This is a genomic window from Spirillospora sp. NPDC000708 (assembly GCF_040299565.1).
Taxonomy (GTDB): domain Bacteria; phylum Actinomycetota; class Actinomycetes; order Streptosporangiales; family Streptosporangiaceae; genus Spirillospora.
Map to the genome: position 1 here is coordinate 1 of NZ_JBEPCJ010000106.1, position 19,929 is coordinate 19,929.

A 19,929-nucleotide genomic window follows, 5' to 3' on the forward strand; every position below is an offset into this window, starting at 1 on the left:
GCGGCCTCGTCCACGATCGCCCACATCATGAGCGGGTCGGCGTGCTCCAAGATCCGCTGTCGCGTCATGCGCATCTCGACCCGGCGTTCGATCTCGTCGGTGTCCCGCGCGAGGTCAGCGCGAGCGAGCGCACGGACGTAGGCCGGCGTCTGGAGCAGCCCGGGAATCACGAGCGGCTGGTAGGTGTGCAGCGTCCTGGCTTCCTGCTCGAAACCGACGTAGGCCGATCCGAGGACGTCGCCGAAGTCTTCTTCCCACCAACCGCGTTTGCGGGACTCGCGGGCCATGGCCATGAGTGCCTCGGTCGCGGCCTCGTCCGCGCCGTACAGCTCGCACAAGTCGCGGATGTCGCGCGGGTTGGGACGCCGCCACTTGTTGGTTTCCATCCCGCTGAGCTTCCCTTGCGACCACTCCAGCCGCTCCGACACCTGGTCGGCGGTCATGTCGGCGGCCTCGCGGAGCTTGCGCAGCTCGCGCGACAGGCGCCGGCGGCGCACGGAAGGGCTGTAGCGGGTCTCGGTCACGGTCAGCTCCGGGAGAGGTATCGGCGCAGGTAGTGAGGCGTCCAGCATCGTACGGGCTCCCTCCCCCTCAACGTCTCAAAACCAGACATACGACCATCGGTAAGACATTCTCAAACTCTGAGCTTGAGAATTTGAGCTTGCGGGCTCATGATGGCACGTGACCCCAGTCACAACCCGGTGACCGTCCAGTACGGCCGCGCCTCCTTACGGCAGGTGATCACTCAATGACCGGCAAGACAGCCCTTGCGGATGAGCGCGCCGCGCTCGCCGCGGCGTATCCGGACTGGTCGATCTGGCCGAGCGACGAAGGGCACTGGTACGCGACCCGCCGGGCCCACCTGCCGAAGGAACTCCGCGGCGGCGGTGTCTGGGAGACGGTCGACGCTTCTGACCTGGCCGGCCTGCGGGACGAGCTCGCGGTCCAGGCCGAGCGGCTCCACGCACGGCGGTGCGAGGAGTCGCTCGCGCCGGACGGCGGCGAGCTGCTGTGAGGGTCCGCACGCCGGAGACACTGCGGCGCCGCGCGGCCGATGCGGACGCGCTCGCGCGAGGTCGCGCGACCGCGGAGCAGCTCGCGATGTGCTCCCCCGGCTGGTGCCTGATGTACGGCCCCGCGAGTCGGCAGCTCTGGGCGTTCGCAGCCTGGATGCACGCACCGGCACTCGCCCTCAGCTCAGCCGACCCGGCCCGCCTCATCGAGGCGATGCGGCAGGCCGAGCAGGAGCACCGGGCGCCGTCCTGGGTCGGCGCCCCCTCCCCCATTGACCGCCGTGGCGGCGCGGTGTTGCCCCCGTCCCCGCGCCGCCACGGTAACCACTCGTCGGCGGCCTGGCCGTCGTCGTCGCTCGTCCAACCTCCAATCCGAAGGGAGTCCTGATGGACGATCAACACAACACCCTGCCCGAGCCGCAAGCGGTCGGGGACCGCGCGGCGGTGATCCTCGCGACGCTGGAGGCCGATCGGGAGTACGACCGGCTGGCCTCCTCGACGCAGTTGTACGCGGACTGCTGGGCGACCCACACCGGTTACCCGCTCATCGCGCACTGGGACCTCGACCGCGACGCCGCCCCGCTGTTCACCGAGGCGATTCGAGTCCTGGCGCTCAAGGCCGCCGTGTACGAGCTCACCTCCGGGAACGAGACCCTCGCCGAGCTCATGGTGTCCGCTCCGGTGGACGAAATGGTCCACGCGATCATCGCGCAGGCCACGCTGTGCACCCGGATCCACGAGCGCACCGGCGTCGACCTGGTCCACATGACCGACCGCGAGCGGTTCGGCTGGGACCACGGCGACTACACCGAGCAGTGCTACCGCGCGGCCGGGTGGGGCGACCTGGCGCCCCGGTACTGGATCGGCCGGGACGAGACCCGGCGGCGCCTGGCGCTGCTGGAGGCCCGGTACTCCTCGATCGGCATCCACAACGGCGGCCGCCGCCACGCGTGGGACTTCGGCGACACCGACTCGGCCGCCGACGACCGGGCCCCCGCCGAGCTGCACGCCGGCTGACACCCCCGCCCGGCGCCCTGGTGGCGCCCTGCCTGTGATGGCCTCCGCCCGCACCCCGCGGGGCGGAGGCCATCTGCATCACCGATACCTCTGGAGCCCGTAGACATGCCGACTGCTGATCAGCCAGACCAGACCCCGCCGCCACTCCCCCGCCGCAACTGGGAGCCTCTCGACGCCCTACACGCTGCGCTCCGGCGACGCCTCCCCCAGATGGCGGCCGTCATCATCACCGTGGACGGCGAGCGGCTCCTCCGCGTCACGTCCTCGGAGCGAGGCCCATGGGAGCTCGTCACAGATCACCGGTACAAGGTGTTCCGCTGGGTGACCGGATCGGAGCAAGGCGTCCCGGCGGGGTTCTTCGACATGATCGATCTGGTGGTCAACGTGATCGCTTCCGTGATGGACGTGACCGCGCGCCCCGCACGCGAGTGCGACGAAAGCTAGCGCGTGTCGGCGCTGAGTTCGGTGGCCAGCACTCGGCGGAGCGCGGTCACCACCTGCTCACCTGAGAACCGCCCGGCCGCGAGCGTCTCCGCCTGGTCGAGCGCGGAACGCAACTCCTCCGGCCGCGCCGTCCGCAGCATGGCGATCAGCCAGCCTTCGAGGTCCTCGGCGGCCTCCGGCAACACGAGCTGCTCCGGCCCCGGCCGGAACACCGCCTCGCCTCTGCCCGGCCGAGCTCGGCCGGGCTCCACGGCCCCGGGGAGAGGCTCCCGGGCGGACGCGTACGCGCCCGCCGGCAACCCGACCCGGAACGGATGCACGCACACGGGAACACCGGAGTGCCGGTCCACTCGGCACCCGGCCTCCGGGTCGTAGGCGCGGCTCGGGTCGGGCCGGTCCACGACGTCGAACGCGCCCGGCCCCAACCACTGGCCCGGACACACGACGCATGTGCTGTCCGCCCACTCCGGCAAAGGCTCCACACCCCACAGGATAGGAAGGCTCTCCCCCTCATGACCCTGAGATTCAGCACCCACCCGATCGTGTCGACCGCCCGCCGGCTCGCTCGGCAATGGTGCGAGGGACATCAGATCGACGGTGCGCCCGCGATGGCGCACGGCGTGAAAGTCGCGGTGTGCGTCGGTCGCCACGTGCCCTACGCCAACCCTGAGCTCATCGCTGCCGCGATCATCCACGATGCTCCGGAGTTCGCCCCGGCGGCGGGCGTCACCGACGTGTACGACGTCTTGACGGCCGAGCTCTCGGCAGAGGTCGCCCGCATCGTCCAGGCCCTCGCCGTTGAACACCAGGCGCTCGACGGTGGCGAGGCAGAACCGCCGATTGCCGATCTGCGTACTCTGCTGGTCAGTACGGCAGATAAGGCCGTCTCGATGGCCTCGATTCTCAACCGCGGGGAGACAGCAGAGGATCAGGTGGCCTACTGGCAGGACCGAAGCAAGTTCCTCGCCGCTGTCCCCTACATCCGCAACTACTACAGCAGAGCGGCCGGGGTGATCCCCCGGCCGCTCGCTGATGCGCTGCGCGTGATGGTGATCCGAGCCGAGCTCGCGGCGGCCCGCTACTCCTCGGCGCTCTAAGGCTCGTCCTCGTCGTGCTCCTCGTCGTGGTCGAGCTCGGGCTCGATCGCGGCGAGGAACCGGCGGAGCTCGGCGACTAGTTCCCGCACTTCCTTCGGGTCATCCCGCGTTGCCTGGCGGATCTGGCCACCGTCGAGCAGGCTGCGGAGACTGGCGCGTACGCGGTTGGCCTCGCTGGCGAACGTCGGGGCTGACTGCCGAGCGGCGGCCGGTTCGAGTTCGCCGGCGAGGTAGGCCCGGATGCGCGTCCGAGCCTCGCTCTCGTCCCACGTGTCGGCAGGGAGCACGGAGACGACCCTCTTGAGCACGTCGGCGGTCACGGTGACTCCGTCCGCCTCGGCAACAGTGCGGTAGACGGTGATCGCGGCGTCTACGCCGTGTCGCTTGTCCACGGGGCCGACAGCTCGCATCTGGCTCTCCACGGGATTGAAACCAATTGGTTTCAATTTCGCGGCGATGCGCCCAGCCCGGATGAGGCGATCGGCCTGCACGCGGGACATCGTCCAGCGCTCCCGGCAGTACGCCTCGAAGCTCTTGTGCGTCTCCCGGTAGAGCCTGCGGTCGCGGATGTTCTCCAGGGCCTTGCCCGCGTCGAGGAAGGCGTCACGTAGCGTCGTGACCTTCTTCTCGCAGAGCTTGAAGAGCGAGCGCTCCTCGGGGTCAAGTGGCCCGGCCGCGTCCGGAGTCTCGACAGGCTCGGGCAGGGGCTGCCCAAGACTCGCGGCGGCGTCTGAATCCGTAGCGTTTGGGAGCCGATCCGGTGGGGGGTTGCGCGGCGGCGGTGGCTTGCGAGTGCGGCGCCGCTTCTCGGCATCGGCTTCGAGATCGTCTAGTCCCGACATGGCTATGAATACTGCCGTACGGTGTCGGCGACTGCCCGGACCTTGGCCGTGTAGTCCGCTGCGCGTTTGGGGACGGGGTCGGACGTGATCGCGATCCTGAGCTGACGGTCCGGGATCCAACTGCACCAGGGGATGGGCGTCGCGACCGGCACCTGAGCCGCCGTCGCGAGGTCGCCGAACCGCTTGCGGTCCCGCGGCTTGGGCGCCCGGACCATGTTCGGCACGAGCAGGAGCGGATAGTCCGGAACCTCTTGGAGCATCCCTTCCAGCGCGTTCAACTCCTTGTTGGCGAGGACGGCCGGGACGGCTACGCACCGGGACGCGGCCATTGCTCCATACGTCGCGTCGCCGCCGCCGGGGTGGGTGTCGCAGACAACCCGCCGGCCCCATTCGGCGGCCCACTTGCTGAGGTGGTCGGCGAGCTCCTCGGCCTCGGGCTGGTTGACCGCGAAGTCCGGGTGGCTCGGCACGATGTCCGGCTTGCGGGGTCCGCCTCGCAGCGGCGTCGGCGTCCGGCCCGACTCCAGGGCATCCAGGAGGGGAGACCTCTGCCGGAGCTCGTGCCGGTAGCCCCATGACCGGGTGGCGCCTCCGCGGTCCCAGTCGAGATCAATGAGCACGGCGTCCAGTTGGAACGCGAGCTCGAACGCGAGCGTGGTCTTGCCTACGCCACCCTTCCAGGCGGCAATCGTCGTGATGTCGACGTCCATAGCGACTCAGGGTGCCAGACCGGCGGGGCGGGGGCCACGCCCCGCCGGGATGATCGCAACAAAGCAGTGCGGCCGCCCCGGAACCGGGACGGCCGCACTGGGCTTGAGAGTGATCAGTTCGTGGCGGCGTACGCCTGCGCGCACTGGCCCGAGCAGAACTCGCCCGACCAGTCCTCGGGCAGAGATCCGCCGCACTCCTTGCAGGTCATGTCCACACCTCGCTCAGTTCTTCTTGGCGAGCTCGCGGACGGCCGCGTCGGTGCAGTCGCCGCAGATGCAGTCCTTGCCCTTGCGCTGATTGATGATCTTTTCGAGCTGCTTGTCGGTGGCACCCACGGGGGACTCCTCTCGCTTCGCTACCGGGCGGGCGTCGTGAACTGGCCGTGCGTGCCGCAGCGCCAGACATCCGTGCTGCGGCCGGTGCCGCCCTCGCGGCGGAGGTAGCTCACGTTCTGCGCGCTGCCGCACGTGGGGCAGCAGGCGCCGCCGGCGCTCACTTGCCCTTCCCCGTACGGTCCTCGCCGCCGTGGGGGAGCTTCTTGCCCCACATGCCCTTGGTGCTGGTGGTGACGGTGCCGCCGCTGCTGCTGCGTTGATCGGACATACTGGTCCTGCCTTTCGAGGCGGCCCGGGGCGTCGTGTCTTGGCGGATGTTGCGCCCCGGGTCGAAGGGTGAGCCGAGCCGATCGCTCGGCCTGACGGGATTCATCGTGGACCCAACCCAGCTAACTTGTCAACAATCCATCTGGGCTCTATTGTTGATCTCGTAGCGGGGCGTGACTGCGTGACTGTCAGCTCGTACGCTCCTTGCAGCCATCGCATGCGAGGGGAGTGGGAGTGACAGCAGACGAGCGCCCTGACTCAGAGGAGGGGGAGGAGCGCAGTGACGAGATGACCGCGACCGTTGCGGAGGGACAGGCCGAGAAGATCGTGCAGTTCGGCGGCCGCATTCCGCAGTCTCTGCGGCGGCGAGCGCGGATGTGCGCGGCGTCAGAGGAGATCGACGCGCAAACGCTGCTACGTCGGGCGCTGGAGGAGTACCTGTCCAAGCGCGACTTCTGACCAAGACGACCCCGGCCGGTTCATCCGACCAAAGACCAACCGACCGGGGCCCACACAACAGAGAGGTCTCTGATGCGTTTCCCAAGGATATTGGGGCTGACGAAGCGGGCCAACGCGGACGCTTCACCCATCCCCGCTACGGTCAACGGCGGCGAGGTCGTGCCCGGCGCCCCCTGGGCTGCTGAGCCGGGGGTCCGCGAGATCCGGCACATGGGCTACTCCATGAAGCCGCGCGGTGAAGGAGAGGCCGGCGGCCGTGACGTGCTGGCCGGGGGCCTGCTGTGGGTCGCTGGTGCGGTCATCGCCGCGGCGCTCGGGGGAGCGGCGTACGTCGCGTACGAGGCTCAGCGCCTCTTCTCGTTCGCGCACAACGGCCACGATGGGACGCGAGCGCAGATCACGGCGGCGCTTCCGGATGCCGGGTGGGTGGCCATGGCGGTGGTCGCGCTGGTCGCGGCGCTGCGCGGTCGTTCGTCGGCGCGGGCCCGCGTCGGGGTCGTGCTGTTCTTCGGCCTGTCGCTGGGCGCGCAGCTCATGTACGCCGAGCGCACGCCGGAGGGCATCCTCGTGGCGGCGATCGCCCCCATCACTCTGGCCTGGATGCTGGAGTCCTTCGTGGTGGAGGTGCGGCGCTGGGCGGCGGCGCGGCGGGGCCTGGACCTGGAGGAGAGCCCGGTGCTCTCCGGCGTCCTGCGGCTGCCCCGGCTGGCCGGGCGGCTCGGCCTGTGGCTGGCGCGGCTGGCCATCGCCTGGCGGTCGACGTGGGGCGGCCTGTTCGAGTGGATCCGGGATGAGGCGCCGCTGGCGCCCGGCCGGACGGCGGCGAGCCTGCGGGCCGATCGCGCGATCGAGCAGGCGGGCAGCGCCGAGGAGGCGGCGGCGCGGGCCCGTGAGGCGGCACTCGCGGCGGCCGAGGAGATCAAGGCGGCCGCGCGGGAGGAGGCCGACCGGACCCGGCGCGAGGCGGCCGAGGAGATCGCGGCGGCGCGTCAGCAGGCCGAGCAGGAGATCGGCGCTGCGCGGGCGGAGGCTGAGCGGCAGATCGGCGATGCCCGGTCGTGGTCGCAGCAGCAGGCCGACCAGGTTCAGCAGCAGGCGGCCGCGCAGGTCGAGCAGGCACGGGCGGAGGCTCGCGCGCTGGTCGAGCAGGAGCGCACGCGGGTGGCCGAGCAGCTCGCTCGGGTCGAGCGTGAGCGGGTGGCGCTGGCTGAGCAGCTCGCCGCGGCCGAGCGCCGCTGGGCGGAGGAGCGGGCGCAGCAGGACCGGGAGCTCACGCAGGCGCGCACCGCGTACGCGCGGCTGATGCGGGCCTCGACGGGGAAGGCGCGGCTGGCCGAGCTGTACGCGCGGCTGGGGGAGCGGGGCGACCCGCGTTACGGGGACCGGGCGTTCGTGGCCGAGCTCGCCCGCGAGCTGTACGAGGAGGCCGGGCTCGCCTCGGAGGGGACGGCCCGGACATACATGGGCGAAATCGTGGATGCCGCGCTCGCCGAGCGCGCGGAGACGGGGGTGTTCGCGTGATTCCGAACATCATCGGAACCGATCGAAACGGAATCGACTCCCATTTGTCAGGACCGGCAAGCACAATGGTCGATGATCAGCCGGGGGATCGGGTCAAGGCCGCCACGAGCGGTGTGGGTGCGGGAGGTGAGCGGGTGCGCAACGGCGAGCACACGGACTCCAAGAAGGCCGCGCCCTGGCGGCGCCCGGCGCACCTGACCGCCTATGCGGCGGCGGGGGCGCCGCTGGTGCCGCTGGCCGGTCCCGCGCATGACCTCGGGCGGCTGGCCAGTGGGGGGCCGCTGGTCCCCGCTCTGCTCGCCGGCGGGGTCGCTGCGGCCGCTGCCGGGATGCTGACTCAGCGCAGCGGCCGCAGCTCCAGCAAGGGCCACAAGCGCCAGCGGACCGGGGCGTCCCTCGGTCCGCGGGCGCGGGCCTACCTGCGGCGTCGGCCGGGCCCCGGCTACGCCTCCCGCTGGACCCTGTACAAGGACTACGGCCGGTGGCCCGCCCGGAAGGTCGCCAAGTTCGGGCGCAAGTCCCTCACCTGGAAAGACCGCTGGTTCGGGCCGTGGGAGGAGTACGCGAGCTTCCACGGGCGGGCCCAAGGCTGGATCCACCGGTGGGGCGTCTACTCGACGTTCGAGGACCTCACGCTCATGATCGCGCCGCCGCAGGAGGGCAAGTCGCAGAAGGCGATGGCCTCGCTGGTGGAGGCGCCCGGCCCGGTGGTGGCGACCAGCATCCGGGGCGACCTGATCCGCGACACGGCGGGCCTGCGCGCCCAGGTCGGGAACGTGACGATCTTCAACCCCGAAGGGGTCGGCTCGTACGCGTCCACGATGCGGTGGAACCCGGTGGTCGGCTGCCAGGACATCACCGTTGCGGTGCGGCGGGCCGGTCACATGGTGGAGGCCAGCGAGAACAAGGGCCTGAACGAAGCGAACTTCTGGAGCGACTGGGGCTGCATGACCCTGGCGGCGCTGATGCACGCGGCCGCGCTCATGGGCGGCTCGATGCGGGAGGTCTACCGCTGGATCCTGGACAAGCAGGAGGCCGACCACCCGCTCTACATCCTGGACGAGCACGCCGGCGGCGACCTGTCGTCGCTGGAGACGCTCCGGTACTTCCACCAGGACATGGACCAGCGCACCCGCAGCGGCGTGGAGACCACGCTGACCCGCACGCTGCGGTTCATGCTCCATCCCGGCGTGGTGGAGATGCTCCACCCGCCGGCGGGCCCCGGGTTCAACTTTGAGTCGTTCCTGCTGAGCAAGGACACGGTGTACCTGGTGTCCTCGGCGGGCGCGGGGAACGTGGTCGCGCCGATCTTCTCGGCGTTCCTGGCCGAGCTCAAGGCGACCTCGTGGGAGCTGGGCAACAAGTACAACCGCGGCGGGCAGCAGGTCTCGCGACTGGACCCGCCGCTGACCATCGAGGGCGACGAGCTCGGCAACACTGCGCCGATCGCGGTCGATGAGTGGGCGTCCTGGTGCGCGGGCTCGGGGATCCGGATCAACATGTACTTCCAGACCTGGGCGCGCATCGTCGAGCGGTGGGGCCGCGAGGGCGCGGACGCGCTCTGGGGCTCGGCCAAGTGCAAGATCATCGGCGCGGGCGTGACCGAGGACCGGCTCCTGGAGAAGGTCGCGCGACTCAACGGCAAGATCGACGTCCGCGACGACGACGAGATCACCTATGACCGGTGGGGTAACCAGGTCCGCCGGCCTCGCTGGTCGCAGATCGACGCGACTCCGGCCGGGGACCTGCGCAAGATCCCGCCCGGCAAGGCGCTGGTGCTGCGCAGCACCGCGGCGGCGCCGACGCTGATCACGCTCGTGCAGCTGCGTAAGCGCCGGTACTTCAAGAAGTGGGTCAAGGCCGGGCGGATGGTCGACGGACTGTCCCCGGTCCTGCCGCGCGAGATCCCGCAGCCTCGCCCAGAGCTGGCCGTCCGCCCGGAACCGGCCGAACAGGTGCCGGTGGTCCCCGACGAGCTGGGCGCGCGCCGCGCCCGGCGGACGCCGGAGGCGGCGCCGCCGCTGCCGCTGCCGACCCGCCCGGGGCAGCCGCTCCCGTTCCCGCCGAACCAGCCGCCCTCGGGCACGGGGCCCACCGGTCCGGCTCCGGCGCCGCCGCTGCCCGAGCCGCCGCTGGCGGTGCCGGATCATCCGATGTGGGGGGCGGGCAAGCGGGGCGACTCCCCGTCCGGCGGCGTGCCGCCGCTGCCGCCGCTGCCCGGCCAACCGGCGCCTCCTCGACCGGTCCCGGCCGAACCGATCCCGGCCGAACCGGCGGCGGGGGAGACCCCGGCGGTTCCGCCCGGGTGGACGCCGTGGCAGCGTCGCGCGGGCGGTGACCGGTGAGCGATGACCAGCAGACCGGGGCGGGGACCGAGGTTCCCGCCCCGGCGGGCCCACCCGAACAGGAGTACCTCGGCGGCCTGGGCGCCGCCGGTGCCACCTCAGGTTCGGGCTCAGGTGCGGACTCGTCCGGCGGCGGGGACTTCGCCGCAGTGCTGTCGGCGCTGTCGGTGGTGTCGACCGAAGTCGGCGAGACCCGCGCCCACCTCACCGAGCTCCGCGACCACTTCGGCGAGTCCCTCGCCGAGCTCGGCGAGCTGTCCGGCCGGATCGACAAGCTGTCCGCGCTCGCCGCGCAGGTGGCGATCCTGTCCGACCGCGTCAAGGCGCTCACCGAGAGCGGGGGCGGCACCGGCGAGGACCTGGACGCCCGGCCGGTCGACCTGGCGCACATCGACCCGGACGACCTGCCCGACGTCCTCGGCGGCCTGGTCGCGTGGGTGCGCGAGGTGGTGTTCGTCGGCTGGCCCTGGACACAGCAGAGCCTGCGGGGCTGCTGGCTCCAGCACCCCGACCTGATCAACGCCATGCTGTGGCTCCGGACGGCCTACCGCGCCGCCTACGACGACGAGAACGCCCGGCCGCACGCGGCGGCCGACTGGCACCGGTGGCTCGATGACGTCATGACGACCGCCGAGCGCCGCACGCGAGGGTGCCCGCACCCGGCACAGGACAAGCCGCACGCGGTGCCGCTACCGCCGCGCGATGATCTTCCCGAGCTCGAACACCTGACGCGCCGTGACGTCCTGGCCGAGATCCACCGGCTGAACCTGCGACGGCAGCCGGGCGCCGGCTACCCCGCCGCGGCCGTCGAGGATGCCCAACAGCGCATCCTCGCCCTGATGGACCGGCACGGGGTCAACCACGACGACTACAACCAGTACCTCTACGCGCTCCGCGAGACCGAGGAAGCCCTCGCCGACGCAGCCAAGCGCGATGGCAAGGAACACGGCAACCAACGCTGACGCCTCACGCGACACAAGGGCCGGTCCCCAGGCAGGGGGGCCGGCCCTCGCTGTCTCCAGCTCGGCGGTTGAAACCAATTGGTTTCAACCGGCGGAAGTCTCACCAGACGGTGGACGGTCGCGCGGCCTACGATGGAATGGTGACCGCACAGCCGATCGAGGAAGACGACCCGCTCGACCCGGAGCGGATCCTCAACGATCTCCCCGAGCAAGAGCGCGGGAACTTCCTCGATGCCTACCGGGCGGCCCTCGCCGATGCCCGCGACCCCGCCGGGTGGAAGAACCTGCGCCGGACCCTGCGGCTGTGGAGCTTCATGGCGATCGCCACTAACCGGCCCGGCCACTACGAGGCGCGTGGACGCGCCCGCGCCGGCACCGGCGAGGGGATGCTCCTGGAGGACGCGGTCAAGCTCTTCCGTTCCGCGTGAGCTACCGGCCGTGGCTGGACCAAGAGCGGGTCCTGCGCCAGATGCCGGGCCTTCCCCCGGAAGCCTTCGACCTGCTCGTCCGCCTGATGGCGCGGGTGTGCGAAGACCCCTACGACCGGGTGATCAGTGCCCCCACCGGGAAAGATCCACGTGAGCGCATGGCCGAGCTCGGCGAGGGCGGGTTCATCACCTTCATCGTTGACGACGACGCCGGCCTCATCCGGGTCTACGACCTGGTGTGGACCGGCTGACCCTCCGGCCTCAGTGCAGCCGACCCCACGGGCGGGTGTCGTCGCGGGCCAGCAGCCACATGATGGTGTGCTCCACACCAGTGGCGAAGTCCCGGCTCACCTCGGCGCGAACGTGGCCCGCGGCGATATCGCTCGCCCGGTTCTCCTCCCGGGACAACTGCCTGACTGACGGCGGGTTCTCCTCAGCAGGGTCGCCCGTCACCGGGCCGGTCGGCTGCACTCCGGTCGCGAACTCGATGGCCGCCAGGATGCCCCGGCCGAATAGCCGGCTGGTCGGGCTGGTGCTCGGCGCGTCAAGGCTGCTCTTGACCTCCTGGTAGAGCTCCACCACCGCGGGGCCTGGCCGGATGATGCCCATCTCCCAGCGAGCCGCCCGTTCGCGGTAGGTCAATCCATGACGGCCACCCGGCTTGTTCAGCCGCTCCCGCAGTTCGGCGCGTTCCTGCTCGCTGAGCGGGGTGTTGTCCGGCGGCTTAACATCCTTGAACTGTTCCGCGATCTCCCACCACATCGGGGGCGGGTGCAGCTCCTCGTCATCGCGGCCGGCGGCGGTGCTCATGGCGTCACGGTAACGCCCACTGGCGGGGCGGTCATCTCTTCATGCTCAGCGGCCTAGCCCTGGCCCGTCCCGGCCGGGCGCGGGCGGCTGACGGCGCGGCGCGGGGGTCGGCCGGGGCCCGTCCGGCTCGGGACGGCGCGAGCCGCTACGGGCCGCGGCCGACCGGCCGAGACTCTCCTCGATGCGGTGCGGGAACGCGGTGGCGGCGAGGCGGGCCGCCTCGCGCGCCTGTTCAAGGTCGCTGCGCTGCGCGTCCCGGACTGGCTGAGCGGGGTCGACGCCGTCCCGGCCTCGACTGGTCTCGCGGGCCTCCAGCGCGGCGCGTTCGGCCCCGGCCCGTTCGGTCGCCCGCACGTCGATGGCGCGGGCGGCTTCGTCGGCGCGGCTGCGCTGCTCGGCCTCGCGGGCCTGCTCGCGCTGCTGCTCGCGCTCGGCTTCGGCGGCTGCAGCGATCCCAGCGGCGGCGCGGGCCTTGTCGACAGCCTCGGCAAGGTCGCTGACTCCCGCGCCTTCGGTGCGGTCACCGGTCCCGAACACGTCCAGCGCGAGCTGAGCGGCGGGACGCTCGGCCTGGTCCCGGGCGACGTCCTCGCGCTCGGCGGCCTGCTGCCCGGCGACCCGGCGGGCCTGCTCCTGGCCCTCGTCGCGGACCGGCTGAGCGGGATCGACTCCGTCCCGGGCGGGTGCCCGGTCGGCGGGCTCCGGCTGCCGCTGGCCCGTCTCCTGCCGCTGCTGGAGCCATTCCGGCGGCTGGTGCTGCCGGGCCTCCTGCTGCCGGGCCTCGTGCTCCTGGGCGAAGCGGGCGGCCTCGGCGCGCTGACGCTGCGCGGCATCGTGGATGGCCTGCTGTTCGGGCGTGAGCGGCTCGGGCTGCGGCGGCGGGTCGGCGACCTCGCCGCGCATCCATGCCCGCCGGTGCTGGTCGATGGCGCGCCGCTCGTCCTCGGCACGCACGATCTCCGGCCACGTCCACCATGGCCGGTCCTGCCAGTCCTGGGCGCGCTCGGCGACTGCGGGCCTGCTGGTCCAAGCGTCGGCGGTACGGATCTGCGGGTCGTCCAGGTCAAGGGCGAGCTGACCGGCGGGGACCGCGCGCTCGGCGGCGCGGGCGGCCTCCTCGCGCTGCGCCTGCTCGGCGGCGCGGGCTGCCGCACGCTCCTGCTCGGCGCGGGTAGCGGCGTCGGCCTGGTCGACGTGCAGTGGCGGCAACCGGTCGGCGTCGACGTGCTCGCGGCGCCGGAGTTCGGCATCGGCACGCATCGCCATCAGTGCCTCGTCCTCGGTCGCCTTGCTCCACGCCTGCCGCGCCTCGTGGATCTCGGTGAGCGCGGCCTCCCGCTGCCGCAGTGTCGCGGCGAGCGTCTCCTGTCCCTCGGCGCGGGCGGCGAGCGCCGCGGCGGCGTCGGCGTCGCGGCCCTGGATCGCGGCGGCGCGGGCGCGTAGCCGGACGGCCTCGGCCTCGCGCTCGCGGGCCTCGCGGGCGACCTGGCCGAGCTCGGGACCGACGTAGGCCGGCGCCCACTTGGCCGCGCGCTCGTAGCGGGCCCGCATCACCCACAGCTCGCCGTCGCTGGCGCTGCGGATCTCCCGCGAGGCGTCCGGGCGGCCGAGCGCGTCGTGAGCTCCCCACCATGCCGCGCGCTGCTCGGGCGAGGTCCTCGACGGCGCCGGGCCGAGCGCGTCTGTCTCGGAGACGTGCCCGTACTGCTCCCGGTAGGCCATGACCCGGCCCGCGCGCTCCGCCCACCTGACGCGGGCGGCGATGTCGTCCACCGGCGGCGGCGTGCCGAGCTGCTCGACCAGGAACGCCGGCGGCTGCTGGATGGCGTCGTAGCCGAGCTCGGCCTCGCGGAGCTGCTGCCGCTCTGCGAGGTCGGCCAGGAACCGGTCGGTGCGCTCGTCGCCGGTCGTCGGGGTCCGCTCCGCCCACGTCGCGCCGATCAGCTCCTCGGCGATCTCCAGCCGATCCAGGTTGATCCCGCGCTCCTCGGCGGCCTGCCCGATCCGCCACGTCAGCACCTGCGCGGCCGAGTCGGCGGAGCCGAGCTCGCGCTCGGCGATGGCGTCATGGAAGATCGTTTGAGCGTCGCGGCCGGACATCTCGATCTGCCTCAGCAGGCGGCCGAGCGTGCCGAGCGCGTCGTCCTCGCGCAGCCGCTCGGCGTCGCCCGGGGACAGCACCCCGGCCTCCTGGGCGCGGCGGATGTACGCCTTCGGGAGCTCCTCGCGAATCTGGTCGGTCCACATCGCGCCCAGGTGCGCCATGTGCCGGGGACGCTCGCCCTCCTCCACGAGGGCTTCTTGCGCGGTCTGGTCGGCTTCCTGCTGCTCCAGGCAGGCCGACAGGATCGAGATCCGGTCTCCCACGAGCTGCGGGTCCTGGTGCGGGCCTGCGGGCGTCTCCTGGCCGAGCAGCTCGGCGGACCGGTCGCGCGCCTGGTCGGGCCCCGGCCGCAGGTCGGCGACGCGCTCGGCCTCGGTGCCGACGTAGGCGACGTTCGACCAGCGGCCGCGCGTCAGCATCACGTACAGCATTTCCCGAGTCGTCCCCTGGCCCGGGAGCGCGTGCGCGGTATCTACCGTGCGGCCCTGCGCCGAGTGCACCGTCCCGGCATAGCCAAGCTCGACGTTCTCCCGCACGTAGTCACGGCTGAGCGTGACCCTGGCGCCAAGCTGGCCATCGTCGCCGACCAGGTGAGCGATGATCGACCCGTCATCGAGGACGGCGCCGATCTTTAGAACGTCGCGGTTGGTGATCTCGCTCGGCGGAATGCTGTCATCACCCTCAACCGGGCTGAACTCGGCGGAGGGCGCACGGCGGCCGGTGTCGCTGTCCTCCAGATCGGTGTTCCTGCGGGCGGTGACGAGATCACCGATCGAGGCCCGGTTCCCGTCTCCGAGGGTCGTCTCGCGGCCGCCGATACGGCCGAGCGCTCGGAGTTCGTCACGGATGCGGCCGGAGAGTTCGGCGGCCTGCTCGTTGGTGGCTGCCAGCAGCAGAGTTTGGCGCCCGGCGAGGTAGTCGGCGAGGTAGCCCTCAACCGCGGCGGCTTCCATCTCCTCGCGGGTGCCGTCCCTGAGTCGGCCGTGCTGGTCGTAGGCGGTGAGGGCCTCCGGCCGTCCCTCGCGCAGTTGCAGCGAGGCTTCCCGCTCCCACTGCGCCTTGAAGCGCACCACCGTTTCGAGGCGGTGGGCGCCGCCGACCTCGACGGCGCGGCGCATCGACCCGCCCGCCTCCGGCGCGCTGAGCTGACCGTCGTCACCGGCCCACACGACCTTGGCGCCGGCCGCGTTCGCGAGGTCCTGAATCTGCGCCAGGTGCTCGGTGCTGACCATGGACGCCTCGTCCACCACCACCAGTTGCCCCGGCCGGAGCGACGACTCGCCCTGGTCCACTGCACGCAGCCAGCGGGCGATGTTCATCGCCTCGTCCAGGCCCTCGCGCTTGAGGACTCCGGCGGCGTTCTGCGAGGTGGTGAGGCCGAGCGCGGGCGCGCCCATCGTCTGCCGCCACGCGTCCGCGAGCCGCGAGACGGTGAAGCTCTTGCCCGTTCCGGCGGCGCCCACCAACACGTCCGTGCGGCGCCCGGACGTCAGGATGCCCGTGATCACGCGGTGCTGGTCGTCGTAGGGGCGCGGCCCGCTCGCCTCAGGCACCTGCTCCCCGGCGAGCGTGCGCCGCTTGGCCTCCTGAGCACTGATCCCGACCGCCTCGGCGGCCTGCTCGGGACTCAAGCGCGGCGCCCCGGGACCAAGCGCGGCGGCCAAGAGCGCCGCTTCGCGGTCGAGCTGCCCGGCCGTGGTGTACCGCTCGGCGGCCTGCGCGAGGTAGACGCTGCGGCCGTCCTCGCGGCGCAGATCCGCCGGGACGTCGACCACGTCCGGCGCGTTCAGCAACCGCACCGCCGCCGGTCCGGCCGGGTCAAGCGCGGCATCGGTCAACCCCTCAAGCAGCGCCTCGACCCGCTCGGGGTGCAGCCCTCCGAGGTAGTCCGGAAGGTGCCGGTTGATCGCCCGCGTGAGCTCGTACCGCGTCCACGTCGCCGAGTCCCGCTGCACGTCGGCGATGGCGGCCTGCAACACGGCGTCCATGTCGGCGTCGGCGAGCTCCTGCGCCGGCGTCCCGGGCTCGACCCGGCCGAGCGTGTCGGCCGGTACGCCGCTGAGCTTCTGCACCTCGGCGGCGGTGGTGCGCTGCTCCCACTGCTGGAGCTGCTCGGCGGGGGAGGGGACGTCCTTGCTCTTGGGCTTGGGGTTCTTGGTCTCCTTGGTGACCTCCTGCGCGAGCAGGAACATCGCCCGCGGGGACGGCTGCCGGCCGTGCGCGGCCACATACGCCTCCACCCGCTTCTCCAGCTCGGCCGTGATCGCGGCCCGCCGCGTCGAGAACTCGGCGACGAGCTCGGGGGAGACCCCGACGACCTCGCGGCCCTGCCCGTCCGGCCGGGACTTGAATTCCAGCCCCAGACGGCGGGTGAGGAACTCCTCCATGACGCGTTCGCCGTGCGCGGCGGCCGCCGGACGAGCCCGGTAAATCGCCATGCCGTCCAGCGCCCGCCATTTCCCGTCCGCGCATTCCTGCCGGTTGAGAATCGCTTGGTGGACGTGCAATTGCGGGTCGCCGTCACGGTTGGTGTGCTGCCGGAACCTGCCGACGACCCAACCGCCGCCCTCGATCCACCGGCCCGTGGTCCGTCCCGCGACCTTCGCGCCGTGATACCCGGTGCGGGCCTCGCCGGCGTGCTCCTGGAGATAGCGGAGGCTGGCGTCTGCGCCCGCCATCACGCCATCCCAGACCACATCGGCGGCCTGCCGGTACTGCGCCGCAAGGGCGGCGTTTCCCTCGGTCTCGGCGCGGCGCCCGGCCGCCAGAAGACCGGCGTGCACAAGCGTCACGGACTTCGCCGGGCTAAAGGTCGCGTCGTGGTGGATGACCGCCTGCCGCGCCTGGCCTTTCGCTGCGATCCGCAGCTCTTCCCGCCGCTCCGGCGACGCCTCCGGCTCCGACTTGAGCGACTTCTCGTAGATGGTCTCCCACGACTGAAAGCGGGACTTTCTGCGGCCGAGCCTGGCCTTGTCTTCGGTGGGGACATCCGGGTCCGAGAACGAGGGGTCTCGCGGGTCAAGGAAATGCTCGTACAGCGCCTCGAAAACCGGGCCGTCGATCTCGCCGCCGGGCTCCAGGCCGAGCGCCTCAGCGCCCCGGCCCCACCACACCCCGGGCGGCTCGCCGTGCTCGGCGACCGCTGACAGGTAGTAGTTCTCCGCGCCGCGGCCGACCTGCCGGGTGAGGTACTTGGGGTCATAGCCGGGAGCGATGCTCAACATCGGGCGACCCCCCTTCGGCGACGGCGGCCCGCGTCCGGGCCGGTGACCTGCGGCGCGACACTAGAAGATCATCGCGCAGCGACTAGCCTACCATGATCATTAATAATGCGTAGGTGTGAGGGTTGTGAAGAGCGGTAGGCGGGGAGTGCTGAGGGTGCGATGGTGGAGGGGCGGCAGGGTGCTGGAGGTGACGGTGGCGGAGAGGTGCGTGGGGTGGTGAGCTGTGGGCCTGGCTGGGCGGTGACCGATGGTGATCTGGTCGCAGTGGTGTCACTGGGCGGCGGCGGCGCGGCGCGTGGGCTGTTACCGAGCGTGCCGGATGGGGCGGGCGCCGGCGGCTGCTGGACGGGGGCCGCGCAGCGCCGGGGGACCGGGCACGGCGCGGCCGGTTGCGGTCGGCGGCAACGCCGCCGAAAACATCGGATCGCCCGGCCCGCGCGGGAGCGGCGCGGCATTCTGGAACTGTTACCGGCGCGCGTTTTGGGCGCGGCCTCGGCGAAAGGGAGCCCCCTCGTGACTGCCCGTCCTGCGCGCCCTGCGGGCGCGGGAGCATCCGCGCGTGAAATGGCGCGGGAACTCGCCCGGCAAGGGCGCTGGCGCCGCCTGGCGCTGTACGCCGCGGCCGTCATCACGGTTTTCGCCGCGTCCTGGTGGCTGACCGGCTCGGCCCGCGCCGCCCTCGGCCTGGCCGTGATCGCCATCGGCGTTCTGGTCGCCATTTCCACGCGCCGCAACGACGACGCCGCGAAGTGGCGGCGCGGCGCGGTAGGGGAGCGGTCAACCGCGCGGTACCTGCGGCCGCTGGAGCGGCGCGGATACACCGTCCTACATGACCGGGCCCTCGACCGGCCCGGCGATACCGCAAACATCGACCATCTCGTGATCGGGCCCTGCGGGCCCGTCGTGGTCGACTCCAAGAACTGGCACCGGCATACGATGGTCAAGGCCCGGCGCGGCCGGGTGTTCGTCGGCCGGACCAAAGGCGCGAAAATCGTCGCAGCGACCGCGCTGGAGCGGCGACGCGTCACGCAAGGGCTCTCCGCCGATATCGGCGCCCCGGTAACAGCTCACGCCGTTCTCGCCATTCACGGGGCCCGCCTGCCGTATTGGCGGCGGCCGGAAATCGAAGGGATTCCGCTGCTGCGGGCGCGGCAGGTCCGGCGGTGGATCACCGGCCTGCCGGCGGTGCACGATGCGGCGACCGTGGCGCGGCTGGCGGAGGCTGCGGCCCGCCGGTTCCCGGCCTACGTAGCGCCCGCCGATCCGAGCATCCGCGACTAGAACAGGCCGGGCGCCTGGTCGACGCCGGCGACGCTCGCGGCCGCGATAGCGGCCTCAACGTCGGCCCCGGCGGACCTCGCCGCCTTGATCGCCTCCCGGATCGCGACCGCGCGGCCGTGCGCGCCGCGGCGGTCGGCCAGCGGCCCGGACCCGCGGTAGCGGCGGGCCCGGTAGTCCTCGCCGTTGCGCGCCCGCGGGATGAGCTCCCAATGCTCGGGGTTCTGACAGCTCGGCTCGTCGCAGCGGTGCCCGATCACCAGGTCCTCGCCGGGGCGGGCCGCGATCAGCCCGTGGGCGAGCTGCCACCCGTACACGTGGGCTGTTACCACGATCGACGGCCCGGCGGCGCGGGACGCCTTGAGCTTGCCGTGCCCGGTGTCGGACACGGCTCCGAGCCAGTACCAGCACCGGTCCGCTTCGCGCCGGTAGACCCGCGCTTGATAACGGCGGCGGGTGTCGGCGTGGTCGAGCAGCGACCGCCAGATCTCGCTCGGCACCGTCCCGCCGAGCCCTCGCGCGCGGCCGCCGGCAGGGATGCCGCCAAGGGTGAGCTGTGCCGCCTCGCTCGGCTCCGCAACGTCCCCGCTCGATGTCCCGGCGGCCGGTGCGGCAACCCAAGCGGCGCGCCCGTCGTCCCGCTCGGTTCCGCTGCCGGGCCGTCCGGCCCCGGCGCCGCCGGCCTCGCCGCCGTCCTCCTGGACCCGCTCGGCGTCGAGCTCGTTGAGCGCGTCCTCGAACGTCAGTTGCCCGGTCGTCGGCTGCGCGGGCTCGGCGCTGCGGCGGCTCATCGGGGCACGTCCGGGGGCTGCTCGTCGCCGTACACCATGCGGCGCAGCTCCTCGGCCTCGCGGCGGCGCCGCTCGGCGCGGGCCTCGGGGCCGGTGCTCCACTCCTGGTGTTCCACAGCGACGCTGAGCACGGTGAACGCGGCGGCGATACCCAGACCGCCTAAGACGCTGCTGACCAGGGACTCGCCGCGCCACAGCGCCCCGGCGGCGCACGCGACACCCATCGTCAACGTCCAGCCGGCGAACGCGGCTGCGATCCATCGGGGAGAGGGGTGCATCGG

Annotated in this window: 19 protein-coding genes; 11 read left to right on the forward strand and 8 right to left on the reverse strand. The window is 72.2% G+C overall.

Annotated features, from left to right (window positions below):
• A partial coding sequence (locus ABT299_RS44820; RefSeq protein ID WP_500254523.1) for a Scr1 family TA system antitoxin-like transcriptional regulator occupies nt 1–524 on the reverse strand: 524 nt, incomplete at its 3' end.
• A gap of 224 nt (nt 525–748) precedes the next feature.
• Between ABT299_RS44820 and ABT299_RS44825 the strand changes: the two genes are divergently transcribed.
• The 3 genes from ABT299_RS44825 (at nt 749) to ABT299_RS44835 (ending at nt 2,474) form a co-directional block, all read left to right on the forward strand.
• On the forward strand, nt 749–1,015 hold the full coding sequence (locus ABT299_RS44825) for a hypothetical protein (protein ID WP_500254524.1): 267 nt from the start codon (nt 749–751) through the stop codon (nt 1,013–1,015).
• 385 nt (nt 1,016–1,400) lie between these two features.
• Nucleotides 1,401–2,030, forward strand: coding sequence for a hypothetical protein (locus tag ABT299_RS44830; protein ID WP_500254525.1), 630 nt, complete (start codon nt 1,401–1,403; stop codon nt 2,028–2,030).
• Nucleotides 2,031–2,240: 210 nt separating this feature from the next.
• Nucleotides 2,241–2,474 (forward strand): hypothetical protein, encoded by a 234-nt coding sequence (locus tag ABT299_RS44835; RefSeq protein ID WP_500254526.1) that lies wholly within the window; start codon nt 2,241–2,243, stop codon nt 2,472–2,474.
• Here ABT299_RS44835 and ABT299_RS44840 read toward each other — a convergent pair.
• On the reverse strand, nt 2,471–2,956 hold the full coding sequence (locus ABT299_RS44840) for a hypothetical protein (RefSeq protein ID WP_500254527.1): 486 nt from the start codon (nt 2,954–2,956) through the stop codon (nt 2,471–2,473). The two genes, ABT299_RS44835 and ABT299_RS44840, sit on opposite strands and share 4 nt — an antisense overlap.
• Nucleotides 2,957–2,986: 30 nt before the next feature.
• Here ABT299_RS44840 and ABT299_RS44845 point away from each other — a divergent pair, with 30 nt between their 5' ends.
• Complete coding sequence (locus ABT299_RS44845; protein ID WP_500254528.1) at nt 2,987–3,571, forward strand: HD domain-containing protein; 585 nt, start codon at nt 2,987–2,989, stop codon at nt 3,569–3,571.
• Here the strand turns inward: ABT299_RS44845 and ABT299_RS44850 are convergent.
• Nucleotides 3,568–4,413, reverse strand: a complete 846-nt coding sequence (locus ABT299_RS44850) for a hypothetical protein (protein WP_500254529.1) — start codon at nt 4,411–4,413, stop codon at nt 3,568–3,570. The genes ABT299_RS44845 and ABT299_RS44850 overlap by 4 nt on opposite strands.
• Before the next feature lie 2 nt (nt 4,414–4,415).
• Nucleotides 4,416–5,123, reverse strand: coding sequence for a ParA family protein (locus ABT299_RS44855; protein ID WP_500254530.1), 708 nt, complete (start codon nt 5,121–5,123; stop codon nt 4,416–4,418).
• Between the two features lie 837 nt (nt 5,124–5,960).
• On the opposite strand from ABT299_RS44855, the gene ABT299_RS44860 reads away from it, so the two are divergent.
• The 6 genes from ABT299_RS44860 (at nt 5,961) to ABT299_RS44885 (ending at nt 11,692) form a co-directional block, all read left to right on the forward strand.
• On the forward strand, nt 5,961–6,185 hold the full coding sequence (locus tag ABT299_RS44860; protein ID WP_500254531.1) for a hypothetical protein: 225 nt from the start codon (nt 5,961–5,963) through the stop codon (nt 6,183–6,185).
• Between the two features lie 72 nt (nt 6,186–6,257).
• Nucleotides 6,258–7,706 carry a hypothetical protein gene (locus ABT299_RS44865; RefSeq protein WP_500254532.1) on the forward strand — a complete coding sequence of 483 codons (1,449 nt, stop codon included), beginning with the start codon at nt 6,258–6,260 and terminating at the stop codon, nt 7,704–7,706.
• 134 nt (nt 7,707–7,840) lie between these two features.
• Nucleotides 7,841–10,051, forward strand: a complete 2,211-nt coding sequence (locus ABT299_RS44870) for a type IV secretory system conjugative DNA transfer family protein (RefSeq protein ID WP_500254533.1) — start codon at nt 7,841–7,843, stop codon at nt 10,049–10,051.
• Nucleotides 10,048–11,013: a hypothetical protein gene (locus tag ABT299_RS44875; protein ID WP_500254534.1), complete on the forward strand. Its 966-nt coding sequence runs from the start codon at nt 10,048–10,050 to the stop codon at nt 11,011–11,013. The genes ABT299_RS44870 and ABT299_RS44875 overlap by 4 nt, the downstream gene beginning before the upstream one ends.
• Nucleotides 11,014–11,153: 140 nt before the next feature.
• Complete coding sequence (locus tag ABT299_RS44880; RefSeq protein WP_500254535.1) at nt 11,154–11,441, forward strand: DUF6247 family protein; 288 nt, start codon at nt 11,154–11,156, stop codon at nt 11,439–11,441.
• Entirely contained in the window at nt 11,438–11,692 is a 255-nt protein-coding gene (locus tag ABT299_RS44885; RefSeq protein WP_500254536.1) for a hypothetical protein, read from the forward strand. Before ABT299_RS44880 ends, ABT299_RS44885 begins: the two co-directional genes overlap by 4 nt.
• A 10-nt stretch (nt 11,693–11,702) precedes the next feature.
• Here the strand turns inward: ABT299_RS44885 and ABT299_RS44890 are convergent, their stop codons facing one another.
• Together ABT299_RS44890 and mobF are read right to left on the reverse strand one after the other, a co-directional pair.
• Nucleotides 11,703–12,251: a hypothetical protein gene (locus tag ABT299_RS44890; RefSeq protein WP_500254537.1), complete on the reverse strand. Its 549-nt coding sequence runs from the start codon at nt 12,249–12,251 to the stop codon at nt 11,703–11,705.
• A gap of 45 nt (nt 12,252–12,296) precedes the next feature.
• Nucleotides 12,297–17,579 carry a MobF family relaxase gene (gene mobF / locus ABT299_RS44895; protein WP_500254538.1) on the reverse strand — a complete coding sequence of 1,761 codons (5,283 nt, stop codon included), beginning with the start codon at nt 17,577–17,579 and terminating at the stop codon, nt 12,297–12,299.
• Between the two features lie 564 nt (nt 17,580–18,143).
• Here mobF and ABT299_RS44900 point away from each other — a divergent pair.
• Entirely contained in the window at nt 18,144–18,860 is a 717-nt protein-coding gene (locus ABT299_RS44900; protein ID WP_500254539.1) for a nuclease-related domain-containing protein, read from the forward strand.
• Here ABT299_RS44900 and ABT299_RS44905 read toward each other — a convergent pair.
• Complete coding sequence (locus ABT299_RS44905; protein ID WP_500254540.1) at nt 18,857–19,648, reverse strand: HNH endonuclease family protein; 792 nt, start codon at nt 19,646–19,648, stop codon at nt 18,857–18,859. The genes ABT299_RS44900 and ABT299_RS44905 overlap by 4 nt on opposite strands.
• Nucleotides 19,645–19,926, reverse strand: a complete 282-nt coding sequence (locus ABT299_RS44910) for a hypothetical protein (protein WP_500254541.1) — start codon at nt 19,924–19,926, stop codon at nt 19,645–19,647. Before ABT299_RS44910 ends, ABT299_RS44905 begins: the two co-directional genes overlap by 4 nt.
• Nucleotides 19,927–19,929: the final 3 nt, after the last annotated feature.

What these genes read in the sequence shown, in the direction of transcription:
- mobF (WP_500254538.1), bottom strand. Translation starts at nt 17,579, where the DNA reads ATGTTGAGCATCGCTCCCGGCTATGACCCCAAGTACCTCACCCGGCAG.
- ABT299_RS44905 (WP_500254540.1), bottom strand. Translation starts at nt 19,648, where the DNA reads ATGAGCCGCCGCAGCGCCGAGCCCGCGCAGCCGACGACCGGGCAACTG.
- ABT299_RS44890 (WP_500254537.1), bottom strand. Translation starts at nt 12,251, where the DNA reads ATGAGCACCGCCGCCGGCCGCGATGACGAGGAGCTGCACCCGCCCCCG.
- ABT299_RS44830 (WP_500254525.1), top strand. Translation starts at nt 1,401, where the DNA reads ATGGACGATCAACACAACACCCTGCCCGAGCCGCAAGCGGTCGGGGAC.
- ABT299_RS44825 (WP_500254524.1), top strand. Translation starts at nt 749, where the DNA reads ATGACCGGCAAGACAGCCCTTGCGGATGAGCGCGCCGCGCTCGCCGCG.
- ABT299_RS44910 (WP_500254541.1), bottom strand. Translation starts at nt 19,926, where the DNA reads ATGCACCCCTCTCCCCGATGGATCGCAGCCGCGTTCGCCGGCTGGACG.
- ABT299_RS44845 (WP_500254528.1), top strand. Translation starts at nt 2,987, where the DNA reads ATGACCCTGAGATTCAGCACCCACCCGATCGTGTCGACCGCCCGCCGG.
- ABT299_RS44900 (WP_500254539.1), top strand. Translation starts at nt 18,144, where the DNA reads ATGGCGCGGGAACTCGCCCGGCAAGGGCGCTGGCGCCGCCTGGCGCTG.
- ABT299_RS44850 (WP_500254529.1), bottom strand. Translation starts at nt 4,413, where the DNA reads ATGTCGGGACTAGACGATCTCGAAGCCGATGCCGAGAAGCGGCGCCGC.
- ABT299_RS44855 (WP_500254530.1), bottom strand. Translation starts at nt 5,123, where the DNA reads ATGGACGTCGACATCACGACGATTGCCGCCTGGAAGGGTGGCGTAGGC.
- ABT299_RS44865 (WP_500254532.1), top strand. Translation starts at nt 6,258, where the DNA reads ATGCGTTTCCCAAGGATATTGGGGCTGACGAAGCGGGCCAACGCGGAC.
- ABT299_RS44835 (WP_500254526.1), top strand. Translation starts at nt 2,241, where the DNA reads ATGGCGGCCGTCATCATCACCGTGGACGGCGAGCGGCTCCTCCGCGTC.